Source organism: Reticulibacter mediterranei (assembly GCF_016587455.1).
The window spans coordinates 1,419,267-1,437,662 of the sequence record NZ_BNJK01000001.1 but is presented as its reverse complement, the minus strand read 5'-3'; the positions used below and the strand labels follow the sequence as shown (position 1 = coordinate 1,437,662).

Below are 18,396 nucleotides of genomic sequence, written 5' to 3'. Positions count from 1 at the left end.
TCAATAGATTCTAAGTTCTCTTCTCTCTGGAATCTTCTAGTATCGAAGAGAAAAGCACTTTGACTCTTTGCTCACAGCATCATACAATGAGGCCAATTCTCAGCATTCTACCTGAGCCAGAGAGGAGTAACGGACAATGGTTCCGCATGACGATTTTACCCCGCATGGCTATCTGGATAACCCCTACCATAGTTGGAAGCTGAACCCCAGTGGCGTGTTGCGCTCACGTGTTCCACTCGGTATGGGGTGGCATGTCCCCAATCTTGGCAGCTATGCACGCAACCAGTTTCAGTACACGGCTCATCTCATGATTGGACTCAAAATTGGCAAGATGGTTCTGATCACCCCGGAAGACTTCAAACGCCATAACTGTACGATTATCAGTCATCTACATACGAAGAATCGCTTTGAATACACCTGTATCATCCCTAGATACCAGTTGACCCTCACGGTACGCTATTTTCTCGTCAATGAGGACGCGCTTGGCTGTATTCTCGCTTTTGATGCTCAAGTGAAGCAGCCGCTCCCCATTACCTGTTATTTGATTCATGTGCATACACACAATCCCCACACCAGTCGCCTCTGGGAACATGGTCTCTATGCTATCAGGGGGCCGCAGCAAGGAGTTGCAATGCTTGGTCTTGCCAGCGAGGGCGATGTCTTTGTACATGGTATGCGCTCCGCCGATGCTGGTCCACTGACATTTGGCGAAATGGGGCATGTGGTGGCGTTGGAAGATGCTGCTATCTGGGCACATGATATTGCGGTTGCCTCGCCCAATATAACGGAACATGAGGAAAGCACAGGATGGCAGGCCCGAACGGTGATTGTCCCCAGTACGTTGACGCTCGAAGGCGACACAACGGGTTCCGCGCATCGAGTCATCAATGCTGTGCTGGCGCGGGGTGTCTCGCAGGATCAATCATATCAACGCTGGCTCGATAGCATGGAGGAGATTGCGCGTGCGGATGCGGATCATCGCGCCGACGACGAGGATTTCTGGCACCGTGCTCCTCAGCTCTCCGGCGATTGGCCCGCAAGCTGGCGGCGTGGGCTGGTTTACGATCTGGAGACGTTGCGTATGGTTATGCGCCCTTCTGCCGGTATCGTGGGGAGTAGCTATGATGGCATGCAGATACAGGCACCACGCCTGGTACTGGCCGAAGCTGCGATGGATGTCCTCTTTCTGAGCTATGCCGATCCCGCCCTGGCTGCTGAAGTAATCCTGGGCCATTTCGAGTCGGCTCCTCGCCCCAATCTGCCCTGCATGCGTGAGGATGGTAGCTACAATATGGTTGCCGACGACGGAGAGGTCTGTGGTACTGCGCCTGAGTGGGGCTTTCCCATCTGGTGTTGCGATCAGTTGTTCCGTCGAACGGGAGATCTGCATTGGTTGCGTCGTCTCTATCCAGGCGTAGCTGCCTATATTCGCTGGTGGCTGGAACATCGTCGCGATGCTGAGGGATGGCTCGTTTACAATTGCTCCTGGGAGAGCGGGCAGGATGTCTCCAGTCGCTTTGGTCCTCAACAGACTGGCGGCTCTATCATTCAACATGTGCGCCCGGTTGATCTCCAGGCCAGCATGGTACAGAGCGCCGCAATCCTGGCACGTTGGGCTGCATTGCTTGCTGAGGCCTCACCAGACGCTTCGTCCGCTGCACTTACAGGTAGCGAGAGTCTGATCGATTTTGCGGCGGAGGCGGCGCAGTGGAGGTTGATTGCCGATGAATTCACTGTCAAAACGCGGCTGATGTGGCAGGATGGCTGGTTTCGCGATTACGACTCGGTAACAAAGGAATGGTCAACGCAACAGGATACGATGCATCTGGCTCCCATCTTTTGTGGCGCAGCCGGCTGGGGACATATTGAGCAGTTGCGTCCGGCTCTGGTGCAGCCACCCAACCATAGCGGCTGGATGCCTCTTTCGTGGCCTCCCGTTATGATGACGCTGGCAGGATCTATCGCCGCTGCTGCCATGCCCGTCGATGCTGCCGAAGTCGCGGCGCGTTTTATCGATGCTTCCTATCGCAGCACTGATAGCCACGACATAGACGCGCATGGTGGATTGCCTGGCGTAACGCGCGAATATCGGCAACTTGCCACTGTTGGTAAATGGGGCGCTCAGGAGTATGTGAACGCAGGCATTGAGGGTTATGGCTGGGGTGCTTTGAGCGTCTATTTGCTGATGCGTTACATCATAGGGTTGCGTGAGGAGGAAGTTGGCAAAATAACTCTCGCTCCAGCTTTTCCACAAGCGCTCCGTCGCGCAGGTGCTGTTTATCAAGTAGGGCCGCTTCCCTGGGGCAAATACGAGCTTCACACGACATGCACTGTTCAGAATTCACAGCGCTATCACATGCAGGTGAAATGTATTGTGCCTCTCATTGTATCTGATGGGCAACAACTTGATCTGGATGCGCTCTCTCGCGAACCAGTGGAACAGCAATGGGAGTGGGATGGCGCATGGGGCGAGCCACATACCCTTCAGCTTCCTTGAGGCCAGACTAACTAACCATGTCCTCTGTAAACCAGATGTACCCATTGGGATCAACGTAAACGCCGACGCCGACGTGGTTCAACGTCTTGCTAAAGAGATGGATACGATGCCAGCCCGTTGGCGGCTCATCGACCATTGTTTGTTGGATCTTAGCGGTTCCTTCCCAGGCAGTGGGGAAGGGACCGGCGTAGCCAATGTTTTCGCCACAATCCGTATAACCAGCAAACCCTTCTGCTGCGATGCGGTCACACTGTTGCTTCCCATCGGGGCAGGTATGGCTGAAACCGCAATGGTACATATTCCAGCTATGCAGGCGAGCACCTCCTGAGAGCGTCTCGTTCCACTGGAACGGATAGAGACCGCTTACCGCTCGATCGCTGTTAATCTTCGCGAACAACTTCTGCGTTAACTGGATTTCTTCCGCAGTGAGCGGTGGCGGAGATCCATAGGGAGCAACACCAGTTCCGGTGGCGGGAATGTTGGTCGGTGTTGCGCTTGTGGGTGGTGGCGTCCCGGGCGTCGGTTGCATGGTCGGTGCAGGCGTGGTTTGTGGCGTTGGCTCATGGCCCTGGACAACGATAGGGGGCGGTGTAGGCTGTTGCCCTACATGCACATTGTTACCGCTCCCACTATCATTTCCACTGGTGGTTGGTGCGTTGTTTTGTGTGTCTTTATTATGAACTGCATCGCCCAGCAGACGAGGGGATGAGCCTGTCTGAGATGTACATGCGGTGAACAGTACCACGATACTAAGCAATACTAGCAAAATCCAGACAGATCTGCCCAAAACAACCTGACTCCTCCTAGAGCACTTCGTAACAACAATTGATCCTCTAGGGAGAGTAACATATAATATTTTTCTATATGCGGACGTATGGCGTTTTTTGGTACTTTTGGGATTCCTTCTACGACAATGGAGAAAGCAATTTCAGAAGTTTATTCTTCACTGAAATGACAGTTCCTTTTCGGGCCAATACTACCATCTATACGCTGTTTTGCTATTTATGAATGAGAAGTTAGAAACGACACGATAGCACAATAGCGCTCATATCGTCGGGTTTGGCACGTACTGTATTAGTACGATCATGAGAGCGTTCTATAGAACGTTCGACGAGTAAACGAGCGGTTGCTGTGCGTGGCCCCTTTCTCAGAATTTCTTCAATTTCTGCGTCGGTCAGGTTATCATGAATACCATCGGTACAAAGCAAAATGCGATCTCCGGGGCGTATGCTTACCTGATCGATATGAATCGTGGGGGGAAGTGGACCTCCTAACGCCTGAGTGATCCCGCCCCGCAGACGGAAGTAGCTGATCTCAGTATCGGATAATTGTTCGGCGGTCATCGCCTGATCGATACGAAAGGCGTCCGTCTCGTTAATGATCTGGTTTTCTATCAGCTTGGCAAGTAATCCGTCATCGTTGGTGAGTCGTGTAAGCGGCTCATCGTTGCGGAGCAGATAGATGCGACTATCCCCCACATGCGCGAAGACCATCGTGTAGTTTCGCGTCTCCGGGTGGTGGCTGAACGCAGCTAGCGCCACAGTGGTTGCCAGGTCGTCGGTACCAGCTCGTTGCGCCCCAATAGTGCGAACTTGCTCGTCGGCGTCCCGTATAAGTTCTTCGAGAATGGTACAAAGATGCAGCACGTCACAATTTTCAAGCAAGGTAGGGATTTTGCGTTTCTTTTGCAGTTTTTCTAATATTTGTCGCCAGCGTTGATGTGTGGCATGAGCAGCCGTTTGTGAAGCGATTTCACCAGCGGCGCTGCCCCGACGCCATCAAAGACGCCTGCCAGACCTCCTGGCTGGTCGATCAGGATGCTATCCTCGTTACGATCAGGATGACGTTCGCATGCGAGCGTCCGATGCGCAAAGATGAAATGAGGAAGCGTAGTATTATGATTATGTAGAGCGGTATGAATATGTCGGCTCATTCTATGTTGCGGCATCTTCGTCGCATGCTGCCTTTCAAAAGATGTTTGGACATTGCGTGAGCGGGTATTTCATTGCTGAAATCCCGAACACATATACTATAGACGCGTAAATTCTCTTTGCTTAATCTCAACATTTTCTTTAGATTATAGTACTCTGTACATACATGCTGTTTTAATAACCGTCCACTTTCCTGCTATCTGTAGCGTTGCTCTGTGTTGTAGCATGACGAGCGAAGCCCCGCACCCTGGTAGAATAAGCTATGCATGCAAGTATAGCAGATAGAAGGATAAAAAGAAAAGGGTTTTGTCCCATCACTTTAGATCAGTTCGCTTATTCTCAGAAAATTCTCCAGCACAATACGTGTATGTCTCTGATAGATGGTGAACTGAACCAGAAGTTGTTCTGAGAAAGTGTGATACGCCTCGACCCCCAACTTGTCCATTATATCACGTTGTAGCCCACAGTGATAAAGCCAGTTATCGAGCATCGGTGTATCAAGCTCTATATGATATTGTAAACCGTACGTCCGCTTCCCATAACGAAATGCCTGGTTGGTTGTAATTTCATTGCTGGCCAGCAAGATGGCTTCTGCCGGAAGATCAAATGTGTCCTCGTGCCAGTGTATGACTTTTTGGTATCCAGGCAAGCCTTGATAGAGCGGATCTTTTTTTCCCTCCTCGTTCAATGGAATATCGTAAAATCCCAACTCTGATGTGTGATGGCGCTTGACTATGCCACCAAGCGCGCTGGCGACCAATTGCGCGCCCAGACAAATGCCCAGTACTGGTTGTTCGCGCTCGATGCTTGCTCGTAGCAGTGCCTTTTCTGGCCCAAAGTAGGGATAATTTTCTGCTTCGTAAAGATGTTGCGCACCACCAAATGCGATAATCGCGCTGTAGTGATCGGGAGCAGGCAATCTTTCTTGATCGACGCGGATAACATCTGTCGCAATCTGATGTTCCTCAAGCAGCGTTCCTATATACCCTTCCGGGTTATCCTTCTCATGTTCCAGTAGTAGTATCCGTTTCATCCTGTTGTTGGCCCTTTCATGATCGGGAAATGGATGCGCTACCCGTAACGGTCAGTTCTACATCCCATTGCTGCCCGGCCTCTAGTATCAGCGGCCAGACAAGCGTGACACAACTGCCCTGGTGGGTACGCTCGAAGCCAGCTTCTGATCCAGTGACCGTTTCGATGGAGAAGCGCCAGAGCGTGGTCTCCTGGTTCACATGAAACGCGAGATCCTGTTGGAGCCAGGTGTTGCCAATATGAAATGAGCGGACCAGCGGAACTTCTCCTGTACTGTCAAAGTGACTGTTTTCCAGTTTGTGGCCTTCTATGTGATAATAGGCCTGATCGTTTCCCCCGCCTCCTAGCAGGTTAAAGTTCCATTCGCTGGCAAAGTAGGTTTGCAGGCGCGACTGCCCCTTATTTTTGATGTTATAGCGAACGATTAACTTTTCCTCACCAATAGGAAGAAACAGCGTCTTGCGCACTCGTACTGGTAGCGGCGCGAGTGCTCCGGCTCGCTTGATCTGACCATCTCGCGATAATAGAACGCTGATTCCATCACTATTTTGCTCTACAGTTATCTCGTAGGGAGTATCGATAAAATTGCCCTGATCTTCATAGCGCATCTGTTCAAACGATTCGAGCGGCAGGCCCGGCGGCAAGAAGTGGTCGATCAGACCGCTGCGACGATAGCGGTCGAGGATCAGGTATTGATCGAGACCCGGTTCTTTGGTGCGAACGGTGGTGTGTGGCGATCCCGGCTCACCGCCTCCTGTCTGCGTATTGCCTGTTTGCGAGGAGGCGCGTCGCCGCTGCTCATATTCACGCAACGTTTGATGGTAGCTCTCTTCGCGCCTTGTCATAACGCTCGTCAGGTTATGGGCGCTGCGTCGTATATCCCACTCGAAGATGCTCCCGCCTCGTTGTGGATCAATGTAGAGATTCTGTTGATCACTTTCAATGATCAATTCGTTATGGGTGTCGCGATCAAAATCCGTGAATTCGTAGTGCTGCCAGGATTCGGTTCCGTAGCGTGTACGGTCGGCAACGTTTTCTGCTCTGAGCAGGTGATGATAGATGGCCGAGCGTACATGCGTCATATAGATTCCACCAAAAAGGCCATGCCAGTAAGTATCGTTAGCCTGAGCTTTCCATAAGTGGATCAGCCCATGTTCCTCTGTTGCTCCGGCTGCATACACATGGTCATGGACGCGTAGCATCTTTTTGTGTTGATTGTTTACCTCAGCGTAACGCACGAGGAAGTTGCGCCAGAAGCCTCCACGCATAAATTGCAGAAGCTCGTATTGCCTGTCCTGTTCCAATTGATGATAAACTTTGCTAAATGTATAGGCTTTTTGTGGAGGTAGTGACCATTCGGTCATTTCGATGTAAGAGGAGGTGGGAATATAGATGCGTCCCAGTGCGGGATTTGTGCGCGCGTATTCTCCCAGCGGGATCGTATGTATCCAGTCGCTATTCTGCTCAAGCGCCGTGAAAAACGCTTCCACCCAGCCGGATTTGCCATCTGATCCCCAGCAATAAGGTTTGGTCTCAGGCCAACTTCCAAACTTTTCTCCATCGTCGCCCATCACCAAAATGCGCTTCCCGTCAAATGTTGCCAGGTTGCGAAGCGTCTCTATCGTTTCTGCTACTGGACGCCAGGGGATCGTATACCGCAGAGCTTTGCTGGTGGCATAGACTTTCAAGACGCTGCTCTGATCCTCCGTTGCATAATAGCCGTAGAGGTCATTATCTTCCAGTCCGACATTTTTAAAATGCACATCGTCGAGAATGGTCCACTCTATGCTGGCATCGCGTAGCAGGCGCGGCAATCCGGGTTCCCACACGCGTTCTGCAAGCCACATTCCATCAGGCTTGACCCCGAAATCTTTATGAACGCGCTCCGTCAGGCGGCGAATCTGCCCCGTTTTATCTGCATCAGGGATTGATGGCAGGATTGGTTCATAGTACCCTCCACTGACCATCTCCACTTGATGGCGCTGTACCAGGGCGGCCACTCGCTCTAGAAATTCGGGATGCGCCTCTTCTAGCCAGTCAAGCAGCGATCCTGTGTAGTGAAGAGAGAGACGGATTGCAGGATGACGCTCCAGTGCCGCGATCATGGGTAAATAAGCATCTTCATAGACCTGTTGGAATACCCAGGGAAAGTTGCCTACCGGTTGGTGATTGTGCAGTAAGAGGCCCAGATGGATACTGTTCATGCGCCCTGTTGTCATATTCTCCCTCATCTATCTAAAGCAGCAACATATTTAGAGACCAGCATTCGAGGTTTACCGTACCATCTCTCTTCACTATACCATATCGTGTGGTTGGGCTGCTATCTTCATCTCTCGCAATTGCTTATTTGTTCGTTCTTCATCTCCTATTAGCCCGATTTTTCTATTGTCTTATACTGAAAATAGAATATGCTTTTCCATACTTTGCTTTAAATCTATAAATCATATGACCATAACAAAATGTGCAGTTTTGTGGAAATGGGTTTTGTTGGTTGAAGGAGATGGTGATGAGGAATAAATCATTGTTCTGCAAGCGTGGTGGAATTTCATTTCTGCTCGCTTGCCTGTTATTTGTTTGCATTGTAACGAATGTCCATGCTGCTACACATCTGCGATCCTCTCTGCTGGTGGGACCGAAACGCTATTATCTGGCGTTGGGCGATTCTCTGGCCTTTGGCTATCAACCCGATTGGAACTTCGCTCGCGGCTATGCCAGCGATTTCTTTCAGGATTTGAAACAGCATGGGGCGCAAACATACGTGAATCTTGGCTGTCCAGGGGAGACAAGTTCCACGATGATTCATGGCGGTTGCTCTTATGCTGTCCTGCGCAAATATCCCTACCAGGGAGCGCAGTTAGATGCAGCGGTGAACTACCTGCATGCTCATAGCAGGACTGTTAGTCCTGTTACGCTCGATATTGGAGCCAATGATCTTATTACCGGGATCGATTCTCAGAATTGTAGCATTGATACAGAAGTGTTTGATACGGCTCTGGCATCATTTGATATGAATCTCACACAGGTAATTTTGCCTCAACTACATGATGCACTACTGGTTGGTGGCAAGGTGACAGGCGACCTGATCGTCAACAATTACTATGATCCGTTTCAGAATACCTGTCCTCAAACAGTGTCATATGTGCAGCAATTCAATCAACATATTATCAAGGACGTGAGAGGTTATGGGATCGTTGTAGATACCTTTAGCGCCTTCGGTGGGAGCACAACCCCTAACCCCCATATCTGCACCTACACCTGGATGTGCAGCGTCTTTAAGGATATTCATGCTACCAACACAGGTTATGGTGTGATTGCGGCTGCGCTTGAACGTACGGTGGGATATTAGTTCCTGAAATTAAGAAATGGAAAAGCATATATCCTTCCTCTGTGCCTGTCTATGTTATGATGTGTTATAATCCTCGTGAGAAAATTTGCTCTACTCTATCTATTCACAGAGTTAGATCAAATACTATTGATATGGCGAGATAAGCATGTCAAAAATAAAATTATTGCTGGTTGACGATCATGGACCACTCCGCAGGGCGTTACGAGAAGGCCTGGAGGCGACCGGGCAGGTGCAGGTGGTAGGTGAGGCGGCCACTGGAGAGGGAGCGATCGCGCGCGCGCTCGAACTGGATATGGATGTGATCCTGATGGATGTGCAGTTGCAAGATCCGCTTATCGGTCGTAATGCGCGCAGCGGCGTAGGAGCTGCCGTTGCAATTCGCCGCGAACGTCCGCGCATGCCAGTCGTTTTTTACTCGATTCAAGATGATGATGAGTACTATCGCGAGTTTCGTGCTTCTGGTATTTTGACCCACTATGCCTATGTGCGCAAAAGTAACTATTTGTTGCCTGGTATGCTAGTTCCACTATTGCGCGATGCCGTTAATGGGAGGAGCCTGGTTGATCCAGAGATTGAAGATCGAGTGCAGGAGGTGCGCGACCTCGATGAACAGTCGCCTCGCGCACTTTTAGAGCCAAACGAGCTACGTGTGGCCGAACTAATGGCTCAGGGGATGACCAACGAACAAATTGCTGCTCGTCTGAATTTGCATGATAAGCGCGCGGTCAGCCGTACGAACGGGCGCATCTATGCAGCCTGGGGATTGAGCGAGAATGCCGTTGATGATAAAGTCGCACGTGCCAGAGCAACTCTGATTTATCTGCATAATCGTATGATTATGTGGGACGAAAATGGTGTTGCACTGATCCAGGATCGACGCGGCGAATGGGTTCCTTTCTACAAAGAAGAATAATATGTCACTGACTACTTTGCTTGAGCCTGCCTATCTGTTCCAGACGATGGCCGTTGCACTTTCCGTGTTTAATCTGGTTGCGTTTCTCTGGCTGACCTTTACTGTCTGGCTCAATAGTGATCGCCGCAGCATGATTGCGCGTGTCGGGTTTGTCGGGCTTGGGATGGCAGCCCTCTTTTTCTTTATTCACGCCTTGCTTATAGCTAACCCTTTTGCGCATACGCCAGGATTAGTGTCGGCCGATTTTTTGTGGCGGCTCATCTGGCTTCCTGCTTTGGGTGTACCTTACATCTGGTTTGTAATTGGCCTCCATTATGCCTCGCTCATCAGTGAACAATGGAGGCGTCGTCGCCCCTTGCTCTTAATGTGTAGTGGCTTATTAGGGTGTGCTGTGCTGGTTTCGCTGATCTTCAATCGCAGCACGTTTACGTTTGCTGGAACGATACGCCTGTTAGCATTTGGCGATGTGGTCGATGGGGCCAATGTCAATCTGTTCTCGCCGCTTGTTCTCCCTATGCTCTTTTTGTGCTACCTGGCTTTTTGTGCTATCGGACCTTGGTTTACGCCCGGGCGCATGGGCCAGCTCTTAAAGGTGTTCTGGCTGGCCTTGAGTGGGCGCATGGAGAAGAGATCACTACGAGAACGTCTGGTCGATGCCTTCTGGGATGGTCGGCGCAGTCTCGATCTATCGGGCGAGCCTGAGCTTTCCTGGCATCTGGCACGGCCTATCCTGTTGCTGGCGGCTCTGTTAATGGTTGGCCTTGTCGTTTGTCTGGGAACGCTAAGTGTGCGCTCGATGATCCACTGGTTTCAATTACATGATACTGCTTCATCCAATTCGCTGTTGCATCCTCCAGCCACACTCTCTATGATCCCTCCCAACCTTGTGTTGCTCGATATCTTTTCCTCTGGCCTGGTCGCGGTGATCGTCTTGCTTTTTGGCTATTCCATCGTGCGACACGGCATCCTGATCGAGCGCCCTCTGGCAAGGCGTGGTTTCTTTGAGCAATGGCGCGGCATCGTGATCGTTGCCACGACAGTTGCCTTGTTTATTGCTGTTTTTATCAAGTTGACAAGCAGCAGTTTGAGCGGTCTCTTGTTGATTACCTCGCTTGCGACGGGTGCTTATGCACTGTTTACCTGGAGTAGTTATACCGCTCATGATCGCTATATCGCGCTGCTTGGCCCCTTTTTGCGTAGCACGACGCTGCGTTACTGGCTCAACACCGATCTTCAGAAGACTGAGCGGAGCATGGAGGATCTTTTTTTTCACCTCTGTAAGGATGTGTTGGATATCCAATGTGCCCGCCTGATAGTGCTATCTGGGCCTGCCAAGCGCAGTTTTGATTATCGCTGGTCGAGCGATGATCTTATTGATGATGATGAGCCGCCGCTTGTGAAGGGTAAACGACCTGTGCTATCTGCCAATCAGCAGGAGCAACCATCCTATGAAGCGAAGGAGGCAAGTGTACATGCTTATCGAATCAGAATGGTGCGGCAGGGACTCTCTACGATCTGCTGGGTTTTGCCCATCTACGATGATCTTGGGCTGGTAGCAAAGTTATATCTGGGGCCACGTCAGGACGGCGCAGTCTTCACCAATGAGGATATAGAACTGGCTCATGCCTGCGGACAGCGTATTCTGGATACGTTGCGCGATCATGAGGCTGTACTGGCGATTGCCGGTTTACTGCGCCGTCGCACAGTTGATGTGAAATTGTTAGGGGCGCAACAGCGGCGCGTACTTCACGACGAGATTTTACCTCATATGCATCTGGCGCTGCTAAAGCTGGAATCATTGCGTCCTTTTGTTCATGCGAATGAGCAATCGCGCTCTCACGAGCCGAACGAGGCGCTCGACGAGGTGGTTGGAGCAATCAGCGATGCCCATCGTCGTCTTGCCGCCATGATGCGAACCACGACGACTGGAGCGCCTCTGCGTCTGGAACGCGATGGATTGATGCATGCTATTCGGACGATGATTGAGCATGATTTTCAACAGGCTTTTGATGAAGTGCGATGGCAGGTTGCTGAAGAGACGGCGCAGTGCATTGATGAGATAGTGCCTCCCGCCATCGCCGAATTGCTCTTTGCTGCCGTGCAGGAAGCGCTTCGTAACGCGGCACGTCATGGTCGCGGCTCCGATGTACACCGCCGATTGTGCCTGACCTTCTCTGCATCCTGCCAACCCCATCTCGAAGTGATTGTAGCCGATGATGGCGTAGGCATTATGGCTGCAAGCAGCACTACTACAGGCACAGGTGGAGGTTTGCTCACTCATAGTGCTTTGCTGGCAATTGCGGGCGGCAGCTTGGCGGTGAAGAGCTGGCCTGAAGGCGGTGTGACTGTGCGTATTCTCTTGCCTGTTGAGGCGTTGCGATAACACGTTATTATTATTCTGTTTGCCGAAGTATGTTTGCTTTTCGAGTCAGGATAGCACTAAAATCTGTGATAGCTGGAAGTTTTTGAATCGTGACGGCAAGGGGGAATGATTATGAGTTCTATCCTCATCACCGGCGCAACCGGCTATATTGGAAGCCATCTGGTCGCACGCCTTGTGAGCCAGGGAGAGCGACCGCGTTGTCTGGTGCGTAATATCAACCGTGCCACCCGTGTCTTACCTGCTGGCAAACTGGAGTTTGTCGCTGGCGATACAACTCAACCCGCATCGCTAGAAACTGCTGTTCAGGGTGTTGATACCATCGTGCATGCCGCGTTCGTGACGGCTGATCGCAAAGAAAAATCTGGCTCTCACTATGAAGAAACGAACGTTAGTGGAACCGCTAATCTGGTGAAGGCAGCTAAAGCAGCTGGTGTGAAGCGTATTGTAGTGTTGAGCGGGCTTGGCACGAAACCGGGTAAGGCAGGCAGCTATATGCAAGGCCGCTATCTGGCTGAGCAACTGGTGATCGATAGCGGCCTGAATTGGACCATTATTCGGCCCTCTGTGGTGTTTGGCAAAGATGCTCCTTTCATAAAAGGGCTGGTCGATTTGATTCGTTCTGCCCCTGTTTTGCCGTTGATTGGTGGTGGCACAACGCTATTTCAGCCAATCTACGTGGAGGATGTTGCCACGATCATTCTTAAAGTGCTTGCCGAGCCGGAACGTACCGCTAGAAAGGTCTATACGGTCGGTGGGCCTGAGCGCTATTCGTTTCGCGAGATATTTGATGTGCTGCTCAAAGCCACCGGGAAAAAACGCCCCAAAGTGTATGCTCCTACCCCTCTCGTTACTATTGGCGCTGCTGTGATGGAAGCAATGCTGCCGAAGCCGCCTCTGACAAAGGCCGCTATGACGCTCTTTTCTTTCGACAATATTACAGATATCAATAGCGTGGAGCGTGATTTTGGCTTTCAACCTCAGTCGTTTTCACGCTACTTGCACGAACACAAAATTTGATATTCATCATCGCTCATGCTGCCGTGTTATAATGTGAGCAGAAAGTTTCGTTGCTGAACGAGCACTTGCAGCTCTTTTCTCGTATGTTTGCCTGCACTCTTATTAGTAATGGTCTATCTAGATGTGTAAAAGTGGATGGCGTTCTCTCTCTATGCCATGAAAAATTCAGCTCTCCACGTTATACATTATAAGGTATCTGGACATAGACATTGTTCTGATTAAGATGATGCTTGCTTTTGTTGTGTCAATTTTCATGCTGTCAAACAACTCGAATCCTGAAGGACGGATGGAGGGAACCCGGTGACACAGCCTCTTGATTGGGTACTGAAAATGAGCGCCGATCTACGACAGGTTGGCGAGACGCTGAATCGTATCTCCCAAAAGATGCACGAATCTACGCACAGCCTGGAGGTTGCTGTTGAAGGCAGATATGCCAGCGAAATTGGCGATCCACGCGTCCGCTTGCTCAGCGACGCATTACATGTGAGCCGGGTTGCTGATCTAGAACTGGGACGGCTCAATCAGTCGCTTCAGCGTATTTCTCAAGCGTTACAGGGACAAAACAATGGACATCATTCGACGTTTGAGCACCAGGAGTCCCTGGAGGCCAGCATTATCCATCTGAAGCAAGAGCGCGACCAGCAAAGCGTGCTGGCCGATATTGCCCGAACGCTCAATTCGACGTTGGAGTTCGACGAGGTATTGCGTCTCGTCATGGATCAGGTGATCGGTTTTGTCAAAGCTGAGCGCGGCTATCTGATGCTTGTGAACCCGGCAACTGGCGAACCTGAATTTGCGACCGCACGTGATAAAGAATCTCGCTCCATCTCTGAAAGCGCGTTTAGCGAGGCAACGATTAGCCGGGGAACCGTCAAACGCGTTATCAGCACACGCGAGCCGCTGCTGACCAGCGACGCGAAAATCGACAATGCGCTCAAAGCTCAAGAGAGCATTATGGCCTTTGGCATCCGCTCGATTATGTGCGCCCCCCTGATCGTACGCGATACCTGTATTGGTGCTGTCTATGTTGATAGCCGCCTCAGCGCAGGTCTGTTTGGACAGCAGCATCTTGATCTCCTATTAGCATTTTGCAATCAAGCGGCCATTGCGATTGATAACGCGCGTCTCTTTGCTGACCTGAATCGGGCAATGCGGCAGGTTCAGGACGATAAACAATACATGGATAATATCTTTGCATCTATCGCAAATGGCGTAATAACGACGGATGCCAATGGAATTATTACCACGTTTAACTATGGCGCAAGCTTGATCTTACATCTGGATGGCGCGTTGGTGGCCGAGCGGCATTACCATGAGGTTTTTAAAGAGAGACCCCAGGTTGGCCTGGTCGAATTGATTGGAGATGTGCTGGCGCAACGCGATCAGCATTTGCATGGCACCTTTGTTCCCAGCACCGTTGATTGTGAGATCCCTGAGCGTGGGCCAGGTATATTTAACCTCAATATCTATGTGTCGGCCTTGCGCGATACGCAGGGAACCTATATCGGTACTGCTCTGGTAATTGATGATCGTACCGAATTGAAGCGCTCTGAGGCGCAGACCAAGCAGGTTCGGCGCGTGTTTGAGCGCTATGTCCACCCAAACGTGGTGCGGGAGTTGATGAAAGACCCGAAGGCGTTGAAGCTGGGCGGCGAGACGAAAGAGATCTCTGTTGTTTTTGCCGACATTCGTGGCTTTACACGCTTGAGCGAAAGCATGGCCCCTGGCGCGGTCATGGATCTCTTGAATCGCTATCTCAGAATCATGTGTGAGGCTATTTGGGACGAAGAAGGGACGCTGACCGCTTTTCAAGGTGATGCGCTAATGGCAATCTTTAATGCTCCTCTACCGCAAAAGTTGCATGCCCTGCGCGCCGTTCGTGCTGCCTGGAAGATGCGCGTGGCCGTACAGCAGTATCAGCAGTCGGAGAGGGAAGAGAAGCTCTTCTCCTTTGGCATTGGCGTCAATACCGGACTGGCAACCGTTGGCAACCTTGGCTCGCAGAATCGTTTACAAAATTATACTGCGATTGGCGATGCCGTCAATGTTGCCTCTCGCCTTCAGAACAACGTGGCTGATAATAATATCCTGATTAATGATCCCACGTACCTTCAAGTGTATCGTTATGTGCAGACGGGGCAGTCGTTTCCATTGACCGTGAAGAATAAAACAACTCCCCTCATCGTCCGCTACCTGATGGGCGTGCATGGAACGGATACTCCACTCAAAGAGTAGGTGAAGGCAGGTTGCTATGATTGCAGTTCTTTTCGCAGCACAAAGCCCTGTTGTTGTAAACGAATAAAACCGAACCACTCATAGAGGCGATGCGCATGCATGTTGTCTTCTTGCGTGTTGAGCATGATGCGTGTTACATGCTCGCGAGCAAAAAACTGTATTGCTTCCGCCATCAAGCGAGCGCCGATGCCCTGACCACTATATGACGGGTGGACGGCAATACGAATCAAGTAGCCGTGATCGCTGTCCACTGCATTGAATTGATAGCCGACAACTTTTCCATGCAGCTCTGCCACCACAAAGTACGGATGCGTATCGGCAATGTCCATAAATGCGGTCGTATCGTAGCGCCAGAGGCTCTCAAAGCACTTCTCCTCTATGGTAAGCAGAGCCGCCATGTCGCTGTCTGCCGTTCCTGGTTGCAAGGATACAGGGCGAACGATGATCTCCTGATTGCCGCTGGTTGGGATGTTGTAGTCGTATTTATCGTACGCATAGAGTAAACAGTGCGGTTTGAACCCTCGTTTTCGCAGAGGCTCCCTGAGCCAGTCCTGTTGCAGATCGTTGCCGGAATAATGAAGCGCGTGGACTCCCTGCGCGCGGAGATGCGTAGAGAGCGGTTCGAGGAGCATGTCGAGGATGGTAAGATAGGCGTTGCTCTCTGCCCAGCTGACGCCAAACCCGCCTATCCAGCCAATAGGCGGGTTCACCGTCTGGGATAACAGGATGCCATGCAATGAACTCCCGGCGAAGGCTCCCACAGCTGGATAGCGCTGAAGGAGCAGGGGCAATTCTTCTAGAGTAAATCGTTGATAGATGTATTCGGAATTGCGCAGAAGACGTTCAATGAATGGTAAATCATGATACGTCAACAATCGCACGTCATTCACGCTGGATCTCATTGCACCTTCTCAGGCTTTCTCCTCTTCCGAAGCTGGCCCTTTGAATTCCCGGCGTATCCGCTCAATATCTGGCTTCACTGCATTGCGCATACGATAGCCGCTTAATCCATGGATACGGCGCAGTTCGGCGATCAGTACATCCATATTCAGGCGATAATCGCCCTTTGGGGCCGGACCCAGGCTATCTACTGCTGATTCGTCTCCCAACAGCAAATTGATGCAGGTTGCGGCGCACGAGCCTGTCGCCTCCAGATTATAGCCACCTTCCTGTACCATCACCAATCGTCCCTGACACATCTGGCGGGCCAGATCGATAATGATCTGGTTCAGCTTGGCAAAAGCGGCTGTTGAAAGATACATATCGCCAATAGGATCGGTCCAGTGGGCATCAAAGCCAGCCGACACCAGGATCAACTGCGGATCAAAGCGATCCGCCGCCGGGACCATCACCTGTCGGAAAATGGACTCATAGGCATCAAAGCCTGTCTGAGCAGGTAATGGAACATTGATGGTAGTACCATGTCCCGCGCCCTCTCCGCGCTCATCCGCCAGTCCTGTTCCGGGATAAAAAGGAGCCTGATGGACCGAGAAGTACAGAACGCGTGGATCGTCGTAAAACATTTCCTGCGTGCCATTGCCATGATGAACATCATAATCGATAATCATTACGCGTTCGAGGTTATAGTGATCGATGGCATAGCGAGCGGCGACCGCAACATTGTTGAAGAGGCAAAAGCCCATCGCGGATTCTGCAACGGCGTGATGACCAGGAGGACGTACCAGGCAATAAGCATTGTCTACCTCACCCTTCATCACGGCATCGATAGCGACGAGTGGCGCTCCAGCCGCTTTGAGCGCGGCCTCGTAGGATTTTGCAGAAACGTAGGTGTCGGTCGCAAAGAAGAGCGTCTGGCGGCCACTGCGCGCTTCTTCCTGCTCTGCTTGATAGCTTGCCGCCTCAACCTCTTGAATGTATTCGCGTTCATGTACAGCCGCCAGTTCTTCGATTGTCGCGGCACGTGGAGCCAGCTGTACCAGCTCATCACGCTTGAGCCAGTTCAGCGCCTCCAGCATCTCCATCACAACCTTGACGCGTTGCCAGCGTTCGGGATGCTTGTGCGGCGTGATGTGTTCTAAAAAGATCGGATCATAAATGAGGGCGGTGGTCATAACTTGTCCTTGAATGGGTACCTCTTCATCAAAGAGATACCCGGTGATGAAAGAATCGCGCTGATTGACGAATAGAGTACTCTTTCGGAGAGTACCTGGATTTAAAGTACTTTTTTGACCAGTCCTGGAATATCAAAGATGGTATCGGCGACCGGGACATTAGCGGCCTGCAATGCTGCGACCTTGCCCTGAGCGGTGCCAGTATTGCCAGAAATGATCGCGCCAGCATGCCCCATGCGCTTTCCCGGAGGTGCTGTGCGCCCAGAGACAAAAGCGACAACAGGCTTGCTCATGGTTTTGATATATTCGGCTGCATCTTCTTCGTCGCTGCCACCGATCTCGCCGCACATCACTACTGCCTGTGTGTCGGGGTCGTTCTCGAACAGTTTGAGATAATCGACAAAGGTTGAGCCGATGATGGGATCTCCTCCGATACCAATGCAAGTCGATTGGCCGATACCAGCTTCTGTGAGCAGTGAGACCACCTCATAGGTTAGCGTGCCGGAACGTGAGATGAAGCCAACGGGACCGGGGGTAAAGATCTGATAAGGAATGATCCCGATCTTGCCTTTGCCCGGCGCACACATACCAGGGCAGTTTGGTCCAATCAGGCGCGCCCCGTGCTCGCGTACTACAAGCATCGCTCTGGTCATATCTATTACAGGAATGCCTTCGGTGATGCAGACAATCAGCTCGATGCCGTTGGTGGCTGCCTCTGCAATGGCGTCGGCTGCTCCAGCTGGTGGGACAAAGATACAACTTGCATTGGCATCGGTGGCGGCTTTGGCCTGCGAGACGGTATCAAAGACGGGTGCGCCTTCGACGGTCTGACCGCCTTTGCCTGGTGTGGTGCCACCAACAATATTGGTTCCAGCGGCAATCATGTTGCGAGTATGGTACTGTCCTTCACGCCCCGTAATGCCCTGCACAATCACTCGCGTAGTGCTATCTAATAGAATACTCATCCTGA

The 18,396-nt window shown here is 51.3% G+C and carries 14 protein-coding genes; 6 read left to right on the top strand and 8 right to left on the bottom strand.

Annotated features, from left to right (window positions below; translation table 11 throughout):
- Window positions 1-136 precede the first annotated feature (136 nt).
- A complete protein-coding gene (locus K3T83_RS06375) occupies window positions 137-2,497 on the top strand; it encodes an MGH1-like glycoside hydrolase domain-containing protein (protein WP_220202139.1) in 2,361 nt (786 codons plus the stop codon).
- 7 nt (window positions 2,498-2,504) lie between these two features.
- On the opposite strand, the gene K3T83_RS06370 is transcribed toward K3T83_RS06375, so the two are convergent.
- From K3T83_RS06370 to K3T83_RS06350, 5 genes are all read right to left on the bottom strand, one after another.
- Window positions 2,505-3,284 (bottom strand): CAP domain-containing protein, encoded by a 780-nt coding sequence (locus K3T83_RS06370; RefSeq protein ID WP_220202138.1) that lies wholly within the window; start codon window positions 3,282-3,284, stop codon window positions 2,505-2,507.
- A 229-nt stretch (window positions 3,285-3,513) separates the two neighbouring features.
- Window positions 3,514-4,200, bottom strand: a complete 687-nt coding sequence (locus K3T83_RS06365) for a PP2C family protein-serine/threonine phosphatase (protein WP_236065102.1) — start codon at window positions 4,198-4,200, stop codon at window positions 3,514-3,516.
- Window positions 4,194-4,430 (bottom strand): hypothetical protein, encoded by a 237-nt coding sequence (locus tag K3T83_RS06360; protein ID WP_220202136.1) that lies wholly within the window; start codon window positions 4,428-4,430, stop codon window positions 4,194-4,196. Before K3T83_RS06360 ends, K3T83_RS06365 begins: the two co-directional genes overlap by 7 nt.
- A 317-nt stretch (window positions 4,431-4,747) precedes the next feature.
- Window positions 4,748-5,461 carry a type 1 glutamine amidotransferase gene (locus K3T83_RS06355; protein WP_220202135.1) on the bottom strand — a complete coding sequence of 238 codons (714 nt, stop codon included), beginning with the start codon at window positions 5,459-5,461 and terminating at the stop codon, window positions 4,748-4,750.
- A gap of 16 nt (window positions 5,462-5,477) precedes the next feature.
- Window positions 5,478-7,679: an alpha-amylase/4-alpha-glucanotransferase domain-containing protein gene (locus K3T83_RS06350; RefSeq protein ID WP_220202134.1), complete on the bottom strand. Its 2,202-nt coding sequence runs from the start codon at window positions 7,677-7,679 to the stop codon at window positions 5,478-5,480.
- 287 nt (window positions 7,680-7,966) lie between these two features.
- On the opposite strand from K3T83_RS06350, the gene K3T83_RS06345 reads away from it, so the two are divergent.
- The 5 genes from K3T83_RS06345 (at window position 7,967) to K3T83_RS06325 (ending at window position 15,354) form a co-directional block, all read left to right on the top strand.
- Window positions 7,967-8,806 carry an SGNH/GDSL hydrolase family protein gene (locus tag K3T83_RS06345; RefSeq protein WP_220202133.1) on the top strand — a complete coding sequence of 280 codons (840 nt, stop codon included), beginning with the start codon at window positions 7,967-7,969 and terminating at the stop codon, window positions 8,804-8,806.
- 145 nt (window positions 8,807-8,951) lie between these two features.
- Complete coding sequence (locus K3T83_RS06340; protein WP_220202132.1) at window positions 8,952-9,719, top strand: response regulator transcription factor; 768 nt, start codon at window positions 8,952-8,954, stop codon at window positions 9,717-9,719.
- 1 nt (window position 9,720) lies between these two features.
- On the top strand, window positions 9,721-12,102 hold the full coding sequence (locus K3T83_RS06335; protein WP_220202131.1) for a sensor histidine kinase: 2,382 nt from the start codon (window positions 9,721-9,723) through the stop codon (window positions 12,100-12,102).
- A 111-nt stretch (window positions 12,103-12,213) separates the two neighbouring features.
- On the top strand, window positions 12,214-13,119 hold the full coding sequence (locus tag K3T83_RS06330; RefSeq protein WP_220202130.1) for an SDR family oxidoreductase: 906 nt from the start codon (window positions 12,214-12,216) through the stop codon (window positions 13,117-13,119).
- 300 nt (window positions 13,120-13,419) lie between these two features.
- Entirely contained in the window at window positions 13,420-15,354 is a 1,935-nt protein-coding gene (locus K3T83_RS06325) for an adenylate/guanylate cyclase domain-containing protein (RefSeq protein ID WP_220202129.1), read from the top strand.
- A gap of 14 nt (window positions 15,355-15,368) precedes the next feature.
- On the opposite strand, the gene K3T83_RS06320 is transcribed toward K3T83_RS06325, so the two are convergent.
- From K3T83_RS06320 to sucD, 3 genes are all read right to left on the bottom strand, one after another.
- Window positions 15,369-16,244 (bottom strand): GNAT family N-acetyltransferase, encoded by an 876-nt coding sequence (locus K3T83_RS06320; RefSeq protein WP_220202128.1) that lies wholly within the window; start codon window positions 16,242-16,244, stop codon window positions 15,369-15,371.
- 21 nt (window positions 16,245-16,265) lie between these two features.
- Complete coding sequence (locus tag K3T83_RS06315; RefSeq protein ID WP_220202127.1) at window positions 16,266-17,426, bottom strand: histone deacetylase family protein; 1,161 nt, start codon at window positions 17,424-17,426, stop codon at window positions 16,266-16,268.
- Between the two features lie 101 nt (window positions 17,427-17,527).
- On the bottom strand, window positions 17,528-18,391 hold the full coding sequence (gene sucD, locus K3T83_RS06310) for a succinate--CoA ligase subunit alpha (protein ID WP_220202126.1): 864 nt from the start codon (window positions 18,389-18,391) through the stop codon (window positions 17,528-17,530).
- Window positions 18,392-18,396: the final 5 nt, after the last annotated feature.